Origin of the sequence: Sphingopyxis sp. HIX, assembly GCF_001468285.1 — a bacterium.
Lineage (GTDB): Bacteria > Pseudomonadota > Alphaproteobacteria > Sphingomonadales > Sphingomonadaceae > Sphingopyxis.
Window position 1 is genome coordinate 87,725 of the sequence record NZ_LNSB01000004.1, and the last position, 18,633, is coordinate 106,357.

An 18,633-nucleotide genomic window follows, 5' to 3' on the forward strand; every position below is an offset into this window, starting at 1 on the left:
AAAGCTATTTACGGCAATAAGGAAAAGCGATCAGTCGAAGCGGTTGCTCCTCGGAAAGCCCTCGGGGGGATTGCGCCCCGCGGCGCCGCGCGCGACGCGCCACAGGGTGACGTCGACATTGCTGCGCATCCGCCCGCTTTCGCCGCCCATTTTCCAGCTTAGCCCCTCGGCCAGCACGATCGTCGTCGCGTCGGACAGCCCGCCATCGCGGAAGCGCTGCAGCGCGACGCCCTGGCCGCGCGCCATCACCGGCACTTCGCTCAAGGGAAAGACGACCAGCTTGCGGTTCTCGCCGATCGCCGCGACGCTGTCGTCGCCCGCGGCGATCGGGCGCGCGACCGTCAGCTGCGCCTTGGGCTTCAGGTTGACGACGTTGCGGCCCTTGCGCGTCTCGGCGATCAGTTCGGCCATCTGCGCGATAAAGCCGTGCCCGCTGGTCGAGGCGAGCAGCAGGCGGCCTTCGGCGCTCGCGGGGAGCAGCGCGACGATGCGCGCCTCGGGATCGATGTCGACCATCAGCCGCAGCGGCTCGCCGAAGCCGCGTCCGCCGGGCAATTTGTCGGCGCCGACGGTGTAGAAGCGCCCGTCGCTCGCGGCGATCAGCAATTTGTCGGTGGTCTGCGCGCGCACCGCGAACAGCAGCTCGTCGCCTTCCTTGAACTTGAACTCGCCCCACTGCTCGGGCGCGACATGGCCGCGCTGGGCGCGGATCCAGCCGCGCTTCGACAGGATCACCGTCACCGGCTCCTTCTCGATCATCGCGTCCAATGGGATGTCGCGCGCCGGCGCGGCTTCGGCGATCGTCGTCCGCCGCGCGCCGAGCAAAGTGTCGAGGCCATAGACGGTGCGGAGTTTCTCGAGATCCTTGCGCAGCCGCGTCTTCTGCCGCGCGGGGCTCTCGACCAGCTTGGCGAGTTCCTCGCGTTCGGCGGTTAGGTCGGCCTGCTCGCGCTTGAGCTCCATTTCCTCGAGCTTGCGCAGACTGCGCAGCCGCATGTTGAGGATCGCCTCGGCCTGACGGTCGGTGAGAACGAACTCTTCGATCATCACCGGCTTGGGCTCGTCCTCGGTGCGGATGATCTCGATGATCCGGTCGAGGTTGAGGAAGGCGATGATATAGCCCGCGACCAGTTCGAGCCGGTCGTCGATCTTCGCGATCCGGTGCTGCGCACGGCGGACGAGCACGATGATCTGGTGCTGCAGCCATTCGGTGAGCAGCTGTTTCAGCCCCATCACCTTGGGCGTGCGCGTCGCGTCGAGCACGTTGAGATTGAGCGCGAAGCGGCTTTCGAGGTCGGTCAGCCGGTAGAGGCTTTCCTTCAGGATATCGGGGTCGACGTTGCGGCTCTTGGGCACCAGCACGATGCGCAGATCCTCGGCGCTCTCGTCGCGGACATCTTCCAGGATCGGGAGCTTCTTGTCGGCGATCAGCTGCGCGATCTGTTCGATCAGCTTGCCCTTGGCGACCCCATAGGGAATTTCGCTGATGACGAGCTGCCAGGTGCCGCCCGCCTGTTTTTCGACGCCCGTTTCTTCCCAGGCATCGCCTACCTTGCCGGTCGAGAAGCGCGCGCGGACGCGGAAGCCGCCGCGCCCGGTCTCATAGGCCAGGGCGATCGCCTCGGGGCTGTCGACGACGATGCCGCCGGTCGGGAAATCGGGGCCCTTCACATGCGCGAGCAGCTCGCCAAGCTCGGCATTCTGGTTCTCGATCAGCAGCAGCGCGGCGCCGATCACCTCGGCGGCATTGTGCGGCGGGATGTTCGTCGCCATGCCGACCGCGATCCCGCTCGCGCCATTGGCGAGCAGGTTCGGGAACAGCCCGGGCATGATCTCGGGCTCTTCGTCCTCGCCATTATAGGTCGGCTTGAAGTCTACAGTGCCCTCGTCGAGCCCCTGCATCAGATCGACCGCGACGCGCGTCAGCCGCGCCTCGGTGTAGCGATAGGCCGCGGCATTATCGCCGTCGATATTGCCGAAATTGCCCTGGCCGTCGACGAGCGGGTAGCGGAGCGAGAAATCCTGCGCGAGGCGGACCATCGCGTCATAGACCGCGGTGTCGCCGTGCGGGTGGAACTTGCCGATGACGTCGCCGACGACGCGCGCCGATTTCTTGTAGCCCTGGCTCGGGTCGAGCCGCATCGCGCGCATCGCCCAGAGCAGGCGGCGGTGGACGGGCTTCAGTCCGTCGCGCAGGTCGGGCAGCGAGCGCGCGGTGATCGTCGACAGCGCATAGACGAGGTAGCGCTCCGACAGCGCGCTGTCGAAGGGGGTGTCGCTCATGCCGGGTACGGGGTCGGAAGGAGGAAGGTCGTCGTCGTTGGTCGCCATTGTCCGGCGCGGATAGCAAGCCCCGCGCCGCATGGCAAAGGGCGAAAGGGATCAATAGAGATTGTTCTTGTAATCCTGGTCGAGGCCCTTCTGGATCATGCCGGGGGTGACGACCGCGCTCGCGATGCGCGCGCCGATGCCCTTGCCGCGGTTGATGCGCAGATGCTCGCCCAGCATCTTGGCCGGGCTGACGTCGGCGGGCGCCGGAGCAGCGGGCCAGAGACGCGCGCGGGCGAGCGCCGCGCTGGGGGCGAGCGCGATGGTCAGATCGTGGACGCGCGCGGCGAGCAACGGCTGCTTGTCGCCGACCGCGAAGGGCGCGCGCGCGGCTTCGTCGCTGCTGAGCGTCGCGGTGCCCGTCAGCGTCGCGACCATCGTCGAGCCCGGGATCAGCAGCGCGGCGGCGATGCGCGGCTGCGCGATGATGTTGCGGAAGCTGTCGGTGCGGCGATTGCCGGGGCGGTCGGGAAAGGCGAGCGTGCCGCCGTCGATGCGCGCGAGCCGCCCGGCGGGGTCGCCCTTGGGGCTGAGGTCGCCGCCACCAGCGGGGTCGATCGTCGCCAGCGCCATGAAGCGGCTCGCCGCGACGAAGCCGTCGGTGGCCGCGGGCGCGTCGTCATGCGGTTCGGCCTTTCAGAAGTCGGAGCGGATCAGCGCCTTGGCGCAGTGCACATAACATTCCTCGACCGCGATCCGCGCTGCGCCTTCGGCGATCCCGGCGACGCGGCCGTTGATCCGCAGCGTCTCGCCGATGCCGGGCAAAAGGAGGAGCGACCCGAAGCCCTCGCCCGGCCGCAGCAGCGCGGGATCGTCGATATGGTCGAGCGGGATCGACAGCGTCGGGCCGTCGGAATGCACGAAGCCGGGCGCGCCGCCCGCCAGCGTGATCGTCATGCCGCCGTCGCCGTCGCCGACGCCGGCGAACATCAGCGGCGAGGCCGCCAGCCAGCGCTGCGCGGTCGGATCGACGCGGTCGATGACCTTGAGGTCGATCGCCGGCGAAGGCTTGCCGACCACGGCTTCGAGCGCGGCGATGCTGTCGATGGCCGTCATGGCGGCTTGCTCCTCTCCTGCGGTCGCGCGTGGGCGACCCATAGCCTTGCTACCACAATGAAAAGATTATCTCATAGTTGCAAATGCCTCGCAATAACATAAAAGCCGCGGCCAAGCAGCCTGGAGATTCGCATGTACGCCTTTGTCTACCGCCCCGTCGAAAGCCTCGGCAATGGCGGCCGTTTCCTGCTGTGGGCGATGCGCGGCTGGGTCGGCGCGGCCGAGCGCGGGCAATGCCCGCCGCGCGCGCTGCACCGCGGGTTTGCGGCGGTCGACGCGCGGCTTGCGCTGCCCGATTTCCACGTCGCGATGGGGTTGCTCGCGAGCGACGGCCGCCGCTGCCTCGCGCTCGCGCCGATGCCGTGCCGTACCATCGCCGAAGACGAGGCGGTGCTGATCGCGCTGTGGCGTGACGCCGCGCGCGGGCAGGCCGATCGGCTTCGCTCGACGCTCGAACTGCTCGTCGAACCGGCATCGGTCGTGGCGATCGCCAAGGCCTTCGCGGCTGCCACCACCAGCCTTTCCGCCGCGGGTTTCGACCTGTCGCGGCTTTCCTCCCCAATTTCTCAAGACCATCAGGAAACCAAGTGATGAGCGACCGTATCGCCGCCGCCGCCAAGCTGGCCCCCTCCGCCTCGCTGACCGTCGAGGAAGTGAAGAGCGTCCGCCACTGGAACGAGCATCTGTTCAGCTTCACGATCAGCCGTCCGGCGAGCTTCCGCTTCCGTTCGGGCGAGTTCGTGATGATCGGCCTGCCTGGCGGCGAGGGCCGGCCGCTGCTGCGCGCCTATTCGATTGCCAGCCCCGCCTGGGCCGAGGAATTGGAATTCCTGTCGATCAAGGTCCCCGACGGCCCGCTGACCTCGCGGCTTCAGCTGATCCAGCCGGGCGATCCGGTCTATCTCGGGCGCAAGCCGACCGGCACGCTCGTCGCCGACGCGCTGACCCCGGGGCGGCGGTTGTTCCTGCTCTCGACCGGCACCGGCCTCGCACCCTTCCTTAGCCTCTCGCGCGATCCCGACATTTACGAACGGTTCAACCAGATCATGATCGTCCATTGCGTGCGCCAGGTCAGCGACCTCGCCTTCCGCGACGATCTGGAAAGCCAGCTCGCGGGCGATCCGCTGGTGCAGGACCAGGCGCTGCTGCAATTCCATTACCTGCCGACGGTGACGCGCGAGCCCTTCCGCACCAGCGGCCGCATCGACGCGCTGATCGACAATGGCGCGCTGTTCGGCCACCCGCTGACCGGCCCCGCGGCCTTCGACCCCGCAACCGACCGCATCATGATGTGCGGCAGCATGGCGATGATCCGCGACCTGCAGGCGCGCTTCGAAAGCCTCGGCTTCAAGGAAGGCTCGAACGCCGCGCCCGGCGATTTCGTGATCGAACGGGCGTTCGTGGGGTGACCCCCTCCCCCTCGATGGGGGAGGTAGCGAGACTTGGCAGCTTGCTGCCTTAGTCGCAGCGGTGGGGGTGCGGCGTCGGTCTGAAGCGGCGGCGCAAGGACGCGCCATCACCCTCATCCAACTTCGCCTAATCGCTCCGCGATAAGGCTGCGTATCCTTCTCCCATCAAGGGAGAAGGATAGCACTAGTCCGCATAGGCCCTGACGAGGTCGACCATATAGTCGCGCCCGACGTAGAGCGATTGGACCGCGATCCGCTCGTTGAGGCCGTGGACGCCATTGCCGTCGGGATCGCCCCACATGCCGGGGATGCCATAGGTCGGAATGCCCACCGCGCCGAGGAAGGTGGCGTCGGTATAGCCGTTCGCCATCGACGGGATGACCGTCAGCCCCGGCCAATATTTGGCGACGAGTTTCGCCATCGGCCCGATGATCTTCGGGTCGAGCGGCGGCGCGGGCGGGGCGGGGCGCTTGGGGGGCAGCTGGGTGATCGTCACCTTGGGATCGTCGATGACCTTGGCCAGCGCGTCCTTGATCGATTCGATGCTGTGGCCGGGAAAGATGCGGCAATTGATGTTCGCGCCCGCGCGCTGCGGCAGCGCGTTGGCGGCGTGGCCGCCGTCGAGTAGGGTCGCGACGCAGGTGGTGCGCAAATTGCTGTGCAGGAAGGGATCCTTGTTGACGATCGCCTCGGCCGCCTTGTCGGCCGGATCCTTCGCCAGCGCGGTCATCGCCTTGCCTATGTCGTCGCCGCGCACCGCGCCGGCCTCGGCGAAATAACGCCGCGTCACGTCGGTCATCTCGACCGGGAATTCATGCGCCTCGATTCGGCTCAGCGCGCGGGCGAGCTCGTAGATCGCATTGTCGGGCATCGGCGCCGAGCTGTGCCCGCCCGGGTTGCGCGTTTCGAGGCGGAAGTTGGCGAAGGTCTTTTCGCCCACCTGCACCGCCTGGCCGATGACCTTGCCCTTGCCCTTGCCGTCGCTGTCGCCGCCGCCGCCTTCGTTAAGCGCAAATTCGGCGTCGATCAGGTCGCGCTTGTTCGCCGCGAGCCACTGGATTCCGTTGAACGCGCCGTTGGTCTCCTCGCCGCAGGTCAGCGCCATCTTGATCGTGCGCTTCGGCTTGTAGCCCGCCTGCTGGAAACGGATCAGCATGTCGACCCACACCGCGGCCTGCGACTTCACGTCGAGCGTGCCGCGGCCGTAGAAATAGCCATTCTCCTCGAACAGGGTGAAGGGATCGCGCTCCCAATCGGCGCGCTTGGCCTCGACGACGTCGATATGCGCCATCACCAGGATCGGCTTGGCGGTCTTCGAGGTGCCCGGATAGACCGCCACGAGTCCGCCCTCCTTGGGATTTTCGGGCGTCGCGAAAAGATGGAGCTGGCTCTCGGGAAAGCCCGCCGCCTTCATCCGCGTCGCCATGCGTTCGGCGGCGAGGGTGCAGCTGCCCGAAGACAAGGTTGTGTTGGTTTCGATCAGTTCCCTGAAAATCTCGCGGAAGGCGAGCTGGTCGGGGCGCGGCGCCTCCTGCGCGGCGGCGGGTGCCGCAAAGGCCAGCGCGGACAGCATCGGCAACCAGATTTTCTTGATCATGGAAATCCCCTTCGCAGGTGAAGGGAGCAGAAAGCGCCAAGCCCCGCAAGGCGCTTTGTTTTTCTTGCGCGCCCTTCGCCTTTCGCGCATCCCGGCGGCGGGAGAGGACCGTTTGTGACAGCTTATGACGATCATCCGCCGGGACTGGTGGCGCGCGCCGTGCGGGGGCTGTTGCTGCTGCTTTACCGGATGCGCGGCTGGAAGGCGTCGGGCGAGGTGCCGGAGCCGCGGCGCTTCATCATCATCGCGGCGCCGCACACCAGCAACTGGGATTTCGTGAACTTCCTGGGGCTCACCGCCGATCTCAAGGTGCGCGCGCATTTCATGGGCAAATTGTCTTTGTTCAAATGGCCGATCGGCGGCTTCATGAAACAGATGGGCGGCATTCCGGTCGACCGCCACAATGCATCGAACGCCGTGCAGCAGATGGTCGAGCAATTCGCGCGCCGCGCCGAATTCATGCTGACCGTCGCGCCCGAGGGGACGCGCAGCAAGGCCAGGAAATGGCGCACCGGCTTCTACCAGATCGCGCTCGCGGCGAAGGTGCCGATGGTCGTCGGCATGATGGACTATGGCACCAAGACCGGCGGCCTCGGCCCCCTCATCTGGCCGACCGGCGATTTCCGCGCCGACATGATGAAGGTGCTCGAAGTCTATAAAAGCTGCATCCCCAAATTTCCGGAGCGTGCGGTGACGTCGATCGATGATATCGTGGGGACCGATTAGGCCAAGGAGCGTGGCGATGACGGGTGTGGCGATTGTGCTGGCGACCAATTTTTTCGGGCTGATCCTGGTCATCGGGCTGCTCTGGCTGATCGCGCTGCAGATTCGCGACGTGTCGTTCATCGACGCCTTCTGGGCCTTCGGCATGGTGCTGCTCGCCTGGGGCACCGCGGTGCAGGTCGGCAGCGAGGGGATGCGCGCGCAACTGCTGCTCGGGCTCACGACGCTGTGGGGGCTGCGGCTGTCGATCCATCTCCTGCTGCGCTGGCGCGCGACGGGCGAGGACCCGCGTTACCAGAAGATCATCGCCAGCATCATGAAGAAGCGCCACTGGGGTTGGGAAATGACCGCGCTGGTCAGCGTCTTCCTGACGCAGGCGCCGCTGCTTTTCATCACCAGCCTGCCCGCACAGATCGGCATCTGGGCGAGCGCCGCGGCGCCGGCATCGGCGATCGGCCTGCTCGGCTGGATCGGTGTCGGCGCCGCGCTCACCGGCATCTTGTTCGAGACCATCGGCGATTGGCAGCTGCACCGCTTTCGCGGCAACCCCGACAATCATGGCAGGGTCCTCGACACCGGGCTGTGGCGCTACACGCGGCATCCCAATTATTTCGGCGACGCGCTGACCTGGTGGGGCATCTTTCTCGTTGCCGCCGACGCCGCCTTCTGGGTCGCGGCGGCGAGCGTGATCGGGCCGTTGTTCCTGACCTTCACCCTCACCAGATGGTCGGGCAAGGCTTTGCTCGAACGCGGCATGAAGCATACGCGGCCGGGCTATGACGATTATATCGCGCGCACCTCGGGCTTCATTCCCTGGCCGCCCAAGAAGCGTGGCGCTTGACCCCGGCCTCGATGGCGCGGCGCCGGCTCCGGCCGACGCGAGCGCGCTCGGCGACGCGCCGCGCATCCGCGCGATCCTGACCGAAGCGGCGCGCGAAGGGCGCAGCGTCAGCTACTCCGAATTGCTCGGCGAACTGGGGTTCCGCTTCACGCGGCCCAAGATGCGCGCGGTGTGCAAGACGCTCGAGGAAGTCGACCGGCTCTGTGCCGTGGACGGCAAGCCAGACATGGCGGTGTTGGTGGTGCGCGAGAGCGACCGGCTGCCGGGGCAGGGCTGGTGGGTCGGCGGCACGGCGCTGCTGCTGGGCTATGACGGGCCGTGGGAGGGCGCCGCGGCGGCGCGGTTTATCAGGGAGCAGCAGCAGGCGGTGTTCGACTTTTGGGCGGGGCGGTAGGGCTGGTTTCGGGCTTCCTAATCCTCCCTGCGGCGAAGCCGTGGGGAGGGGGACCGCCGAAGGCGGTGGAGGGGTTGATGCCAAGAGCGTCGTTGTCGGGTGCGAGCACCCCTCCACCATGCTTCGCATGGTCCCCCTCCCCATCGCTTCGCGACAGGGAGGATTAAGAAGGGCGGTCCCCACCCCAAAACCGCCACCCCGCTTCGCCCGTCAATCCGCGACCAGCCCCTGCGCCGCAAGCCAGCTCGCCAACACCGCAAAATATTCCGGCGAATCCGGCCGCTCGGTGCCGTCGTGCTTGGGGTCGAGCGCGACCTTGAGGTCGGGCGACATCTGCATCGCATGGTCGGCGCCGCCGATCACATGCACCTGCATCTTGGGCATTTTCGCCGCGACGCCCTTCAGCCGCTCGGTCGAATCGGCGACGGGCACGACCGCGTCGTCGGCGCCGTAGAGGATCAGCGTCGGTACCGTCACCGACCCCAGATTGGCGAGCGGGTCGTTCTCGATCTCCTTGCGCCAGCCCGATATTTCGCGGTCGCGGAAGGTCTCGCCCATGTAGAGATATTTGAACCAGGGCTTGGTCTTGATGCCGTCGAGCTTGGCCTGGGCGTCGGCGCGGCTGACCGTGCCGCGCATATAGCCATCGACGGCCTTGCGCGCCGCGACCATCTGTTCGACGTCGGCGTCCGAATAGCCGTTGGCGCGCAGATGGTTGGTCGAGGAGAAGATCATCTGGACGTCGGCGGTGACGACGGGGGCCGAGACCGAGACGACGAAGGCGATGTCGCGGCTGCGCGATGCGGCGAGCGGCGAGATCCAGCCGCCCTGGCTCAGCCCCCAGGTCCCGATGCGCCGCGGATCGATGCGCGGGTCGCCTTTCAGGCTCTGCGCGGCGGCGATCGCATCGTCGGCGAGGATGTTGAAATTGCCCCCGGCACTCTGCGTTCCCGATTCGCCCGATCCGCGCCGGTCGTAGACGAAGACCGCGATGCCGAGCGCGGGCAGGATCGTCTTCAGATGATCGTAGAGCGACGCGCCGCGCAGCGGCGACGAGGCGCTGTGCGTCACGACGATCGCGGCGACGGGTTTGGCGCTGGCGGGCATGTAGAGCGTGCCCGAAAGCTCGGCATCGCCGCTCGCGAATTTGCGATCTTCGACGGTGACGCGGGTCGTCGCGGGGGCGCTCCACGGCAGCGGCGGCGACGCCTGTGCCGCCGCCTGGACGGGCGAAGCCAGCAGCGCGCCGAGCGCCAGGAGGCGGGTGGTCGAACGCATCGATCGGCTCCGGGACGCCCTAATTCTTCAGCCCGATCTCGCGCAGCCGCTCCTGCAGATAGTCGTCGGCGGTGATCGGCGTCGGGTAGAGATTCGGGTGCGACGCGCTGACGCAGTTTTCCAGCGTCTCGATCGGATAGTCCGAGCGGAAGTGGAGGAAGAAGGGCATCGAATAGCGCGCGACGCTCGCGCGGCCTTCGTCGGGGTTGCGCACGCGGTGGGTGGTCGAGGGCAGGCGGTTGTTGGTCAGCCGCTGGAGCATGTCGCCGACATTGACCGCCATCGCGCCCGGCGGCGGGCTGACCGGGAGCCAGCTGCCGTCCTTGTCGAGGATCTCGAGCCCGGCTTCCTCGGCGCCGAGCAGCAAGGTGATCGTATTGATATCCTCATGCGCCTCGGCGCGGATGCCCTTCGCCGGGGCCTCGACCGGCGGATAATGAAGCAGGCGCATCACGCTGTTGCCGTCCTTGACCGTGTCGTCGAAGAAATCGGGATCGAGCTTCAGATAGCGTGCGATGCCCGAGAGCAGGCGCCCGCCGACACGGTCGAATTCGGCGAAGAGCTTGTCGTATGCGGTGCGGAAACCCGCGACCTCTGCCGGCCAGACATTGTTCGGTTGCTGCGCGGCGAGAGGATGGCCCGCGGGCAGGTCGCGGCCGACGTGCCAGAATTCCTTGAGGTCGACCTCCTTCGCGCCCTTGGCGATCTCGGTCCCGAAAGGCGTGTAGCCGCGGGCGCCGCCGCCGCCGGGGATATGATAGGCGCGCTTCTTGCCCTCATCGAGTGCGAAGAATTGCTTCGCCTTGTCCCACGCCTCGTCGATCAGGTCGGGGTCGATGCCATGGTCGGTGATCATCGCGAAGCCGAAGCGTTCGAACGACGCGCCGAACTCCTGCGCGAAGCGGTCGGCGGGAAGCGCCATGGAGATTACGGGGACGGCGGCGGTCATGTCTTCATTCCATCTGTCTGGGGCGGCGCCGGTGGCGCGCGTCATGCGATGCGATTTAGGCGCTGCGGCGGCGCGGTTAAAGGGAAAAAGGCGGTTCCGTCCCGCGCATCGCTCGGCTAGACCCGCGGCCATGGCAAAACAATATTGGCTGATGAAATCCGAACCCGACGCCTATGCGTGGGAAACGCTGGTCAAGGACGGCAAGGGCATGTGGGACGGGGTGCGCAACCACACCGCCAAGCTCAACATGATGGCGATGAAGACCGGCGACGAGGCGCTCTTCTATCACAGCAATATCGGCAAGGAATGCGTCGGGATCATGGAGATCGTCGAGGAGCATTCGCCCGATCCGACCGCCGACGAAGGATCGCCTTGGGTCATCGTGCGCGTCGCGCCGGTGCGCGCGCTTGCCAACCCGGTGACGCTGGCGGCGATCAAGGCCGACCCCAAGCTCGCCGACATGGACCTCATTCGCCAGTCGCGGCTGTCGGTCGGGCGCGTCACGCCCGCCGAGTGGAAACATATATTGAAGAAGTCGGAAGAGCCCGAGGGCTGAGGCTCAGCCCTTAAGGCGGCTCAGCGTCGCCTGCATATGCTGGGCGACCGACGGGTGGAGCGGCGACACGAATTCGCAGCCGAAGCCGATGCCCTCGTTGCGGCGGACCACCGCCTCGATCGCTTGCAGCCCGGGCAGGTTCACCCAGACGTGCATGCCGATGCGCAGCCGCGCGAAGGTGACGACGCGAAAGCCCGTCGCCGACAGGTCGAAAAGCTCGACGTCGAAGGGGTTGCACCCGGCCTCGCGCATGCGGGCGCGGCCGCCGACCTGCGTCCGTTCGTCGCGGCGCGTCTGGCCGCCATCCTTGATGGTGAAATTGGGCTGGTACGTCACGGTCCGCTGCGTCCCATAGAAGGTGGCCATAGAAGGTCGAGCCGCCACCCTAGGCGCCGATGCTTTCCGCGGCGTAAACGGACGTCGTAAATTTCTTTAATGATGGGGTTATTCGTCCCGCGGCGGGACGCTTATTTGTCCCAGGGCGACTTTTCGGCGTCGCGGCTGCCGCCGCCGTGCGATTCTTCATAGGCGCGATCGGCGGCCCGGTCGGCCGCGACCATCACCCCCGCACCCATCATGCCGCAACCGACGAGGCCGAGGATGCTGAGGCAGCCGAGCCCCATCAGGATCGAACGGACGATATCGGTCATTGAAGGCGCCCCATGCTGAACATGCGAGCGGGATAGCGCGCCAAGGTAAATTTGAGGTTTACTCTGTGGGGCGAACGCGGCCGCGCCCTGCCTTCACCGCGCTGCGCGCCTTCTTGGTGTCGACGCGCTTAGCCTTGGCCGCCTTGCTCGGCTTGGTCCTGATGCGCTTCTCGGGGCGGACGAGCGCCTGGTCGACCAGCGCGTTCAGCCGCGCGCGGGCGTCGGCGCGGTTCGCTTCCTGCGTACGAAACTGGCGTGCGAGGATGATGAGTTCGCCGTCGCCGGTCATCTTGCTGCCCGCCAGCGTTTTCAAACGGCGATAGGCGTCGGGGGCCAGCCCGAGCGCGAAGACGTCGACGCGGAGCTGGCACGCGGTCGCGACCTTGTTGACATTCTGGCCGCCGGGCCCCGATCCGGCGAGGAATTTCTCGCTGATCGCGGCCTCGGGAATCTCAGCCACGCGTCGGCTCCGCGCCCTCGGGCGCGGCAAAACCCAGCGCGACGAAGCGTTCGGGAAAGGGCGCCTCGGCGATCACCGGCGGCTTTGCGTCGCGCGCGATTTCGAGGCGTTCGGCGTGGAGCAGGGTTTGCCCCTTGGGGCCGCCGCGGCCGTAGACAGGGTCGCCGAGGATCGGGAAACCCAGCCCTTCGAGCGCATGGACGCGCAGCTGGTGGGTGCGGCCGGTTTCGGGGCGGAAGCGGATGAGCGTGCAGGCGCCGACGGTCGCGAGCACCTCCCAATGCGAGCGCGCGGGCTTGCCGCCGGGGTCGCCCGCCATCCGCCAGCCGGCCTCGCGCGTCGAGCGCTTCGCAAGCGGCAGGTCGATCGTGCCGCTAGGCTCCTGCGGGATGCCGTCGAGGACCGCGAGATAGGACTTCTTCGCCTCGCGCCCCTCGAAGGCGGCGCCGAAGCGCTTGTGCGCCTTGGGATTGCGCGCGAGCAGCAGACAGCCTGAGGTGTCGCGGTCGAGCCGGTGCACCGCGAGCGGCCAGCGCTGGAAACCGAAGCGCAGCGAATCGAGATGGTTTTCGAGGCTGAGACCGCCGTCGCGCGGCGGATCGACCGGCAGGCCGGCGGGCTTGTCGAGGACGATCGCCTCGCCGTCGAGGAAAAGGATGCGGTCGGTGAGCAGCATCGGCGGCCTATAGGCCGCGCGCGGCTCAGCCGAAAGAATAAACGTCCATGCCGAGCAGGCCGTAGGTCGTGCTGGCGTGGAGGCGTTCCGCCGCGAAGGGCGAGCCGCCCGCGCCCATGGCGACGAACAGCGGCAGGATATGGTCCATCGTCGGATGATTGTCCTCGCCGTGCGGCGCAAGCTCGACCGCGTGGAGCACATCATCGACCGCGCCCGCCGCCATGCGCTCGGCGACCCAGTCGGTGAAATCGCTGACCCACGCCGGCGCGGGGGCGTCGATCGGCAGGCGCGAGGAAAAGAGCGCGCGGAGGTTGTGGGTGATGCTGCCCGACCCGACGATCAGCACGCCGTCGTCGCGCAAGGGGGCGAGCGCCTGGCCGAGAGCATAATGCCATTCGGGCGGGGCGTTCGACGCGATCGAGAGCTGGGCGACGGGGATGTCGGCGTCCGGGTAGACGAGCGACAGCGGTACCCACGCGCCATGGTCGAGCCCGCGGTCGGGATCGGCGGTGACCTTCAGGCCGTGTGCGCCGAGCAGCTCGACGATCTGCGCCGCGAGCGCCGGATCGCCGGGCGCGGGATAGCGCATCGCGAAGAGTTCGTCGGGAAAGCCGCCGAAGTCGTGGATCGTCGACGGATTGGGCGAGGCGGTCACGGTGGCCCGGCCGTCCTGATAGGCCGCATCATGATGCGCCGACACCATCAGGATCGCGCGCGGGCGCGGCAATTGGGCACCCAGCCCGGCGAGGAAGTCCCGCGCCGGGCTGGGCTCGAGCGCCATCATCGGCGAGCCGTGCGAAACGAAAAGGCTCGGGAGACGGCGCATCGGATCAGGCCGCCTGCTGCAGCGCGTCGATCGATGCGGTCGCGCGGGCGATCGCTTCGCCGTCCATCATCTGCTGGCCGGCGTCGATGATCGACACGTCGGTGATGCCGACGAAGCCGAGGACGTGGCGCAGATAACCGGTGGCGAAATCATAGTCGCTGCCGACGGGCACGCCGCCCGAGGCGACGACCAGATAGGCCTTCTTGCCCTTGAGCAGGCCCTCGGGGCCGGTCTCGGTGTAGCGGAAGGTGCGGCGGGCGCGGGCGATCAGGTCGACCCAGGCCTTGAGCGACGCGGGGATCGCGAAATTATAGACGGGCACGCCGATGACGATCGTGTCGGCGGCTTCGAGCTCGGCGATCAGCTCGTCCGAGGCGGCGAGCGTGGCGCGCTGGTCGTCGCTGCGCTCGCTATCGTCGGTGAAATTGGCGCCGACCCAGGCTTCGGTGAGCAGCGTGGGCGGGGTGAGCGCCAAGTCGCGCTGGGTTACCGCGGCGCCATAGCCCTGTTCGACAAGGCGGGCGACGAGCTGGTCGGTCAGCTGGCGGGTGGTCGAGCCGGCGTTGCGGGCCGAGGCGTCGATGCGAAGAATATGGGACATGAGCTTACTCCTTTGGACTTGAACGGGAAGGAAGGGGGTGCCGCGAGTTCGGGGATCGGGGGGAAGGGTGAACTCGCGGCACAAGGTGGGCCGCCGCCGTCAGGGAGGAGAAGGGGCGGCGGCCCGGGGGGGCTTCGTCTAGAGGCTGTCGACCAGCACCAGTTCGGCGTCGTCGATCGCCTCGACCTCGATGCGATCCAAATCGCGGATAGCGATGCCGTCGCGCGGATCGGCATCCTCGCCATTGACGCGGATGCGGCCCTTGGCGGCGACCAGATAGGCGTGGCGCCCGGTGCCGAGGTCGTAGGCGACCTTCTCGCCGGCGTTTACCGTCGCCGCCGCCACGCGGGCGTCGGCGCGGATCGGCAGCGCGTCATCGCCTTCGATCCCGCTCGCCAGCGTCACGAACTGGCCCGAACGGTCGGCCTTGGGAAACTGGCGCGCGCCCCAGCCCGGATTGCCGCCCTCGCGGTCGGGAATGATCCAGATCTGGAACAGCGTGGTTTCCTCATCCTCGAGGTTGAACTCGCTGTGCGTCACGCCGGTGCCCGCGCTCATCACCTGGACATCGCCCGCCGCGGTGCGGCCGCTGTTGCCCATCGAGTCGCGATGGGTGATCGCGCCGCTACGGACATAGGTGATGATTTCCATGTCGCGGTGCGGGTGCGGGGGGAAACCCGCCTGCGCCGCGATGGCATCGTCGTTCCACACGCGCAGCGCGCCCCAGCCCATGCGCTTCGGGTCATGGTAGCTGGCGAAGGAGAAATGATGGCGGGCATCGAGCCAGCCGTGGTTGGCGTGGCCGAGGCTGTCGAATTTGCGGATGTCGATCATGGCGTCGTCCTTTCGTATCGTGTCGATTGTCACGCCCATCGTGGATGGGGCTGAGCTGTTGGGGACAAGATAGCGATGGCGATTGTTTCTAAAATAGCGTAGATGGAAATGGATCGTTTCCATTTGGAGTATGTATGGCGCTTCCCGATTATGAAGGCTGGGCCTGTTTCGCCGCCGTCGCCGACAGCGGCAGCTTCACCGCCGCCGCGGCCAGTCTGGGCTTGTCGAAGGCAAGCGTATCGAAGGCGGTGACGCGGCTCGAGGCGTCGCTGGGCATCACCTTGCTGCATAGGAGTTCGCGCACGGTCACCGTGTCGACCGCGGGGGCGGGGCTGCTCGGCGAGGCGCATGCGATGGTCGCGGCGGCGACCGCGGCCACCGAAGCAGCGCGCGGCGACCGCGTCGACCTGGCGGGGCCGATCCGGCTCGCGGCGCCGATGAGCTTCGGGATCAAGGTGCTCGGCCACCCGCTCGCCTCCTTCCTCGAAATGCATCCGGCGGTCGAGATCGAGGTGATGCTGAGCGACGCGCGCCACGACCTGGTCGGCGAAGGGATCGACCTGGGGCTGCGCATCGCGAGCATGGAGGATTCGAGCCTGCTCGCGCGGACGATCGCGCCGGTCGCGGCGTCGGTGATCGCGAGCCCCGCCTATCTGGAGAAGCACGGCACCCCGCGCCACCCGCTCGACCTCGGCCGCCACCGGCTGATCGGCTATGGCCACCGCGAAAAGGCGATGCCGCTGCGCTTCCACCGCGCGGGCGAAGAAGCGACGGTGATCCCGACCGGGCCGCTCTTTACCAACAATGGCGATGTCATGATCCCGCTGCTGATCGCGGGGGGCGGGATTGCGGTGCTGCCCGATTTCATCTCGGCCGAGGCGCTGGAGACGGGCGCGGTGGTGCGCATCCTGACCGACTGGTCGCTGCCGCAAGCCTATCTTCACCTTCTTTCGCCACCATCGCGGCTGCGCCCCGCGCGGGTGAAGGCTTTGTCGGACCATCTGGTCGATACGCTCAAACGCTCGTGCACCGGCGCGCACGCCCAGCATCTGGCGCTCGGTACGGGCGTCTAGAAGGTTAAGACTGTGGCATGGAATCCCCGCGACTCGCGGATTCCTGCGGGTTAAATCAAAATTAACCTTTTCCCTTCATTGCTTTCATGGTTAATGTTCCGGCAGTCCCGCAACAGGGGTTCCGTCGGCGCATCACGCAGGTGATCAGGCGACGGGTCGCGGGGTCATCGTGGGAAACAATCAAGGGGTGCCCAATGCGCGTATTGCTGATCGAGGACGAGCCGACGACCGCCAAGGCGATCGACACGATGCTCACGACCGAGGGCTTCAACGTCTACACCACCGACTTGGGGGAAGAGGGCTTGGATCTCGGCAAGCTCTACGATTACGACATCATCCTGCTCGACCTGAACCTGCCCGACATGCACGGTTACGACGTGCTGAAGAAGCTGCGCACCGCCAAGGTGCAGACGCCGGTGCTGATCCTGTCGGGCATTTCCGAGATGGACTCGAAGGTGCGCTCGTTCGGCTTTGGCGCCGACGATTATGTCACCAAGCCGTTCCATCGCGACGAACTGGTCGCCCGCATCCATGCGGTGGTCCGCCGCTCGAAGGGTCACAGCCAGAGCGTGATCAAGACGGGCAAGCTGGCGGTCAATCTCGACACCAAGACGGTCGAGGTCGATTCGACGCGCGTGCATCTGACCGGCAAGGAATATCAGATGCTCGAGCTGCTGAGCCTCCGCAAGGGCACAACGCTCACCAAGGAAATGTTCCTGAACCACCTCTATGGCGGCATGGACGAGCCCGAGCTCAAGATCATCGACGTCTTCATCTGCAAGCTGCGCAAGAAGCTCGCGCTGGCGTGCGGCGGCGAAAACTACATCGAGACCGTCTGGGGCCGCGGCTATGTGCTGCGCGACATCGACGAAGAAGGAAATGAAGTGCGCCGCGTCGCCTGACGCCCGGCGCCTTTTTCACAAGTTACACACGGGGGAGCCGGCGCGGAGCGATCCGCGCCGGTTTTCCGTTGTCCGATGTGCGAAATCAGGAAATCGAATATTGGGCGTCTTCCTGAAGGCCGTTGCTGATCGGTCCGCCGGCTGTCGCGCGCGAGGGAATGACCGACCGGATGGCGGGTGTGCGCCAGGCCTTGTGCTCGCGCGGCCGGGCAGTCGGCTTGCTGTTTCGGTCCTTGGGCATGGCGCGGGCTCCATCTTTGGGGGGAGGCAAAAAATGCCCCGACAACAACAATGTGTCAATGAAGCCCCTGTGGGGTCCTACCGCGTTCGCCAGTCGCTCTTGTGCGGATCGGTCGGCGTCGCCGCGCCGAGATGCAGACCCGGGCGCTTGGCGACGATCTTGGGCGGCGGGACGATGCGGAACTCGACGCTCTGATCGGCCGACGGCACGCTGCCGCCGTGCGCGGTGCGCAGCTTGTCGATGTGGATTTCGCCGTCGGTCTCGATCCCGAACCTTTGGTCGCAGACCCAGCGGACCGTGCCCGCCATCGGCGGGTGGCCGGGCAGGTGAACGGTCAGCCGCTCGCCATTCTGCAGCGGGTGCGGCCCCTGGCCGCCGATACCGGTTTGCGAGACGTTGCGCACCGTGACGTCGAAGCGGCCGAGGCGGCCGCTTTCGAGCGACGCCTTGACGAGCCGCGACTGGCGCGGCTGGCGCTGTTCGGAAGCAGAATTGTCTGCAGGATATGACATGCGCGACCCAATACAGGCCGCCCGGTTCCCACTCCGGGCGACGATATTGGTCCCGCCCATCGTCCTAAAGGCAGATGGTAAATATTCGGATAGCGGCACCGACGGCTCGTCTCATTTTTGGACGGGGGCGTCGCGGACAGGGAAAAGCCCCTCCCGTCGAGGGGAGGGGCTTTCCGGTTTTTTAGCGCAGGCCAGAGAATTTGATGTCCTGCACGCGGCCGTAGCGGACGTCGCAGCTGAAGCGGCCGCGGTCGTAATAGCCGCCGCGGCCCCAGCGGCCGCCGTAGCCGTCGCGGACGACGACCTGGCCCTTGACCTTGTAACCGTCGCGCTTGCGATCGATGCTGGTCACCTGGGTGACGTCGGTGTTGCCATAGCGGCGGCTGCCGCGTTCGACGGCGTTGACGCACTGGTTCACCGCGCTGCGGCTGTTGCCGTAGCGGCCATAGTCATAACCATAGCCGTAGCGCGGGTCGTTGTCGTAGCGACCGCGATAGTCGTCGCGATAACGGCCGTCGTAGCGCGAATCATAGCGGTCGTTGTTGCCGCTCGACAGGATCGCGGCGAGGCCGCCGAGGACGACGGCGCCGGCGATCACTTCGCCCGCGCTGATCCCGTCGCCGTCGCGGTCGCGGGCCATTGCGGGGGTGCTGCCGAGCATCAATGCGCCGGCGGTGGCCGCACCAACTGCGGCCTTGGTCATCTTGGTCATAGCCATGGTTCGGTC

The 18,633-nt window shown here is 66.9% G+C and carries 23 protein-coding genes and 1 pseudogene; 8 read left to right on the forward strand and 16 right to left on the reverse strand.

From position 1 onward, the window contains the following. Positions 1–30: 30 nt before the first annotated feature. The 3 genes and pseudogenes from parC to ATE62_RS23520 form a co-directional block, all read right to left on the reverse strand. Positions 31–2,331 carry a DNA topoisomerase IV subunit A gene (gene parC / locus ATE62_RS03415; protein ID WP_058806492.1) on the reverse strand — a complete coding sequence of 767 codons (2,301 nt, stop codon included), beginning with the start codon at positions 2,329–2,331 and terminating at the stop codon, positions 31–33. A 51-nt stretch (positions 2,332–2,382) separates the two neighbouring features. Then, positions 2,383–2,922, reverse strand: a pseudogene (locus ATE62_RS23515) (pyridoxamine 5'-phosphate oxidase family protein); the annotation flags it as partial. A gap of 42 nt (positions 2,923–2,964) precedes the next feature. Then, positions 2,965–3,384 (reverse strand): hypothetical protein, encoded by a 420-nt coding sequence (locus ATE62_RS23520; RefSeq protein WP_058806494.1) that lies wholly within the window; start codon positions 3,382–3,384, stop codon positions 2,965–2,967. Positions 3,385–3,516: 132 nt separating this feature from the next. Here ATE62_RS23520 and ATE62_RS03430 point away from each other — a divergent pair, with 132 nt between their 5' ends. Together ATE62_RS03430 and ATE62_RS03435 are read left to right on the forward strand one after the other, a co-directional pair. Next, entirely contained in the window at positions 3,517–3,975 is a 459-nt protein-coding gene (locus tag ATE62_RS03430) for a hypothetical protein (RefSeq protein WP_058806495.1), read from the forward strand. Then, positions 3,975–4,793 carry a ferredoxin--NADP reductase gene (locus ATE62_RS03435; protein ID WP_058806496.1) on the forward strand — a complete coding sequence of 273 codons (819 nt, stop codon included), beginning with the start codon at positions 3,975–3,977 and terminating at the stop codon, positions 4,791–4,793. The genes ATE62_RS03430 and ATE62_RS03435 overlap by 1 nt, the downstream gene beginning before the upstream one ends. Positions 4,794–4,977: 184 nt before the next feature. Here the strand turns inward: ATE62_RS03435 and ATE62_RS03440 are convergent, their stop codons facing one another. Next, positions 4,978–6,390 carry a M20/M25/M40 family metallo-hydrolase gene (locus ATE62_RS03440; protein ID WP_058806497.1) on the reverse strand — a complete coding sequence of 471 codons (1,413 nt, stop codon included), beginning with the start codon at positions 6,388–6,390 and terminating at the stop codon, positions 4,978–4,980. Positions 6,391–6,504: 114 nt separating this feature from the next. On the opposite strand from ATE62_RS03440, the gene ATE62_RS03445 reads away from it, so the two are divergent. The 3 genes from ATE62_RS03445 to ATE62_RS03455 are packed head-to-tail and all read left to right on the forward strand — an operon-like array spanning position 6,505 to position 8,348. Next, positions 6,505–7,116, forward strand: a complete 612-nt coding sequence (locus ATE62_RS03445; protein WP_082662575.1) for a lysophospholipid acyltransferase family protein — start codon at positions 6,505–6,507, stop codon at positions 7,114–7,116. A gap of 16 nt (positions 7,117–7,132) precedes the next feature. Next, complete coding sequence (locus tag ATE62_RS03450; protein ID WP_058806498.1) at positions 7,133–7,954, forward strand: DUF1295 domain-containing protein; 822 nt, start codon at positions 7,133–7,135, stop codon at positions 7,952–7,954. Further along, on the forward strand, positions 7,944–8,348 hold the full coding sequence (locus ATE62_RS03455; RefSeq protein ID WP_156420398.1) for a ribose-phosphate pyrophosphokinase: 405 nt from the start codon (positions 7,944–7,946) through the stop codon (positions 8,346–8,348). Before ATE62_RS03450 ends, ATE62_RS03455 begins: the two co-directional genes overlap by 11 nt. A gap of 210 nt (positions 8,349–8,558) precedes the next feature. Here the strand turns inward: ATE62_RS03455 and ATE62_RS03460 are convergent, their stop codons facing one another. Together ATE62_RS03460 and ATE62_RS03465 are read right to left on the reverse strand one after the other, a co-directional pair. After that, positions 8,559–9,626, reverse strand: a complete 1,068-nt coding sequence (locus ATE62_RS03460) for an alpha/beta hydrolase family protein (protein ID WP_058806500.1) — start codon at positions 9,624–9,626, stop codon at positions 8,559–8,561. A 19-nt stretch (positions 9,627–9,645) separates the two neighbouring features. Then, positions 9,646–10,575: an isopenicillin N synthase family dioxygenase gene (locus ATE62_RS03465; protein ID WP_058806501.1), complete on the reverse strand. Its 930-nt coding sequence runs from the start codon at positions 10,573–10,575 to the stop codon at positions 9,646–9,648. A gap of 130 nt (positions 10,576–10,705) precedes the next feature. On the opposite strand from ATE62_RS03465, the gene ATE62_RS03470 reads away from it, so the two are divergent. Beyond that, positions 10,706–11,131, forward strand: a complete 426-nt coding sequence (locus ATE62_RS03470; RefSeq protein ID WP_058806502.1) for an EVE domain-containing protein — start codon at positions 10,706–10,708, stop codon at positions 11,129–11,131. Positions 11,132–11,134: 3 nt separating this feature from the next. On the opposite strand, the gene ATE62_RS03475 is transcribed toward ATE62_RS03470, so the two are convergent. From ATE62_RS03475 to ATE62_RS03505, 7 genes are all read right to left on the reverse strand, one after another. Next, the gene (locus ATE62_RS03475) at positions 11,135–11,497 is read right to left on the reverse strand and encodes a PilZ domain-containing protein (RefSeq protein WP_058806503.1); all 363 of its coding nucleotides are present in this window, start codon (positions 11,495–11,497) and stop codon (positions 11,135–11,137) included. 101 nt (positions 11,498–11,598) lie between these two features. After that, positions 11,599–11,781: a hypothetical protein gene (locus ATE62_RS03480; protein WP_058806504.1), complete on the reverse strand. Its 183-nt coding sequence runs from the start codon at positions 11,779–11,781 to the stop codon at positions 11,599–11,601. A gap of 58 nt (positions 11,782–11,839) precedes the next feature. Beyond that, positions 11,840–12,241, reverse strand: a complete 402-nt coding sequence (gene arfB / locus ATE62_RS03485) for an alternative ribosome rescue aminoacyl-tRNA hydrolase ArfB (RefSeq protein WP_058806505.1) — start codon at positions 12,239–12,241, stop codon at positions 11,840–11,842. Continuing rightward, positions 12,234–12,917, reverse strand: coding sequence for an RluA family pseudouridine synthase (locus ATE62_RS03490; RefSeq protein ID WP_058806506.1), 684 nt, complete (start codon positions 12,915–12,917; stop codon positions 12,234–12,236). The genes arfB and ATE62_RS03490 overlap by 8 nt, the downstream gene beginning before the upstream one ends. Positions 12,918–12,942: 25 nt before the next feature. Further along, on the reverse strand, positions 12,943–13,743 hold the full coding sequence (locus ATE62_RS03495) for a DODA-type extradiol aromatic ring-opening family dioxygenase (RefSeq protein ID WP_058806507.1): 801 nt from the start codon (positions 13,741–13,743) through the stop codon (positions 12,943–12,945). Positions 13,744–13,747: 4 nt separating this feature from the next. After that, positions 13,748–14,344: an FMN-dependent NADH-azoreductase gene (locus ATE62_RS03500; RefSeq protein ID WP_058806508.1), complete on the reverse strand. Its 597-nt coding sequence runs from the start codon at positions 14,342–14,344 to the stop codon at positions 13,748–13,750. A 138-nt stretch (positions 14,345–14,482) separates the two neighbouring features. Then, positions 14,483–15,178: a pirin family protein gene (locus ATE62_RS03505; protein ID WP_058806561.1), complete on the reverse strand. Its 696-nt coding sequence runs from the start codon at positions 15,176–15,178 to the stop codon at positions 14,483–14,485. A gap of 134 nt (positions 15,179–15,312) precedes the next feature. Between ATE62_RS03505 and ATE62_RS03510 the strand changes: the two genes are divergently transcribed. Together ATE62_RS03510 and ctrA are read left to right on the forward strand one after the other, a co-directional pair. Continuing rightward, the gene (locus ATE62_RS03510; RefSeq protein WP_058806509.1) at positions 15,313–16,251 is read left to right on the forward strand and encodes a LysR family transcriptional regulator; all 939 of its coding nucleotides are present in this window, start codon (positions 15,313–15,315) and stop codon (positions 16,249–16,251) included. Positions 16,252–16,445: 194 nt separating this feature from the next. Next, positions 16,446–17,153, forward strand: a complete 708-nt coding sequence (gene ctrA / locus ATE62_RS03515; protein WP_058806510.1) for a response regulator transcription factor CtrA — start codon at positions 16,446–16,448, stop codon at positions 17,151–17,153. Positions 17,154–17,238: 85 nt separating this feature from the next. On the opposite strand, the gene ATE62_RS23130 is transcribed toward ctrA, so the two are convergent. The 3 genes from ATE62_RS23130 to ATE62_RS03525 form a co-directional block, all read right to left on the reverse strand. Continuing rightward, positions 17,239–17,394 carry a hypothetical protein gene (locus ATE62_RS23130; protein ID WP_156420399.1) on the reverse strand — a complete coding sequence of 52 codons (156 nt, stop codon included), beginning with the start codon at positions 17,392–17,394 and terminating at the stop codon, positions 17,239–17,241. Positions 17,395–17,471: 77 nt separating this feature from the next. Then, the gene (locus ATE62_RS03520) at positions 17,472–17,906 is read right to left on the reverse strand and encodes a PilZ domain-containing protein (RefSeq protein WP_058806511.1); all 435 of its coding nucleotides are present in this window, start codon (positions 17,904–17,906) and stop codon (positions 17,472–17,474) included. A gap of 181 nt (positions 17,907–18,087) precedes the next feature. Beyond that, complete coding sequence (locus ATE62_RS03525) at positions 18,088–18,618, reverse strand: hypothetical protein (protein WP_197411595.1); 531 nt, start codon at positions 18,616–18,618, stop codon at positions 18,088–18,090. Between the last annotated feature and the right edge of the window lie 15 nt (positions 18,619–18,633).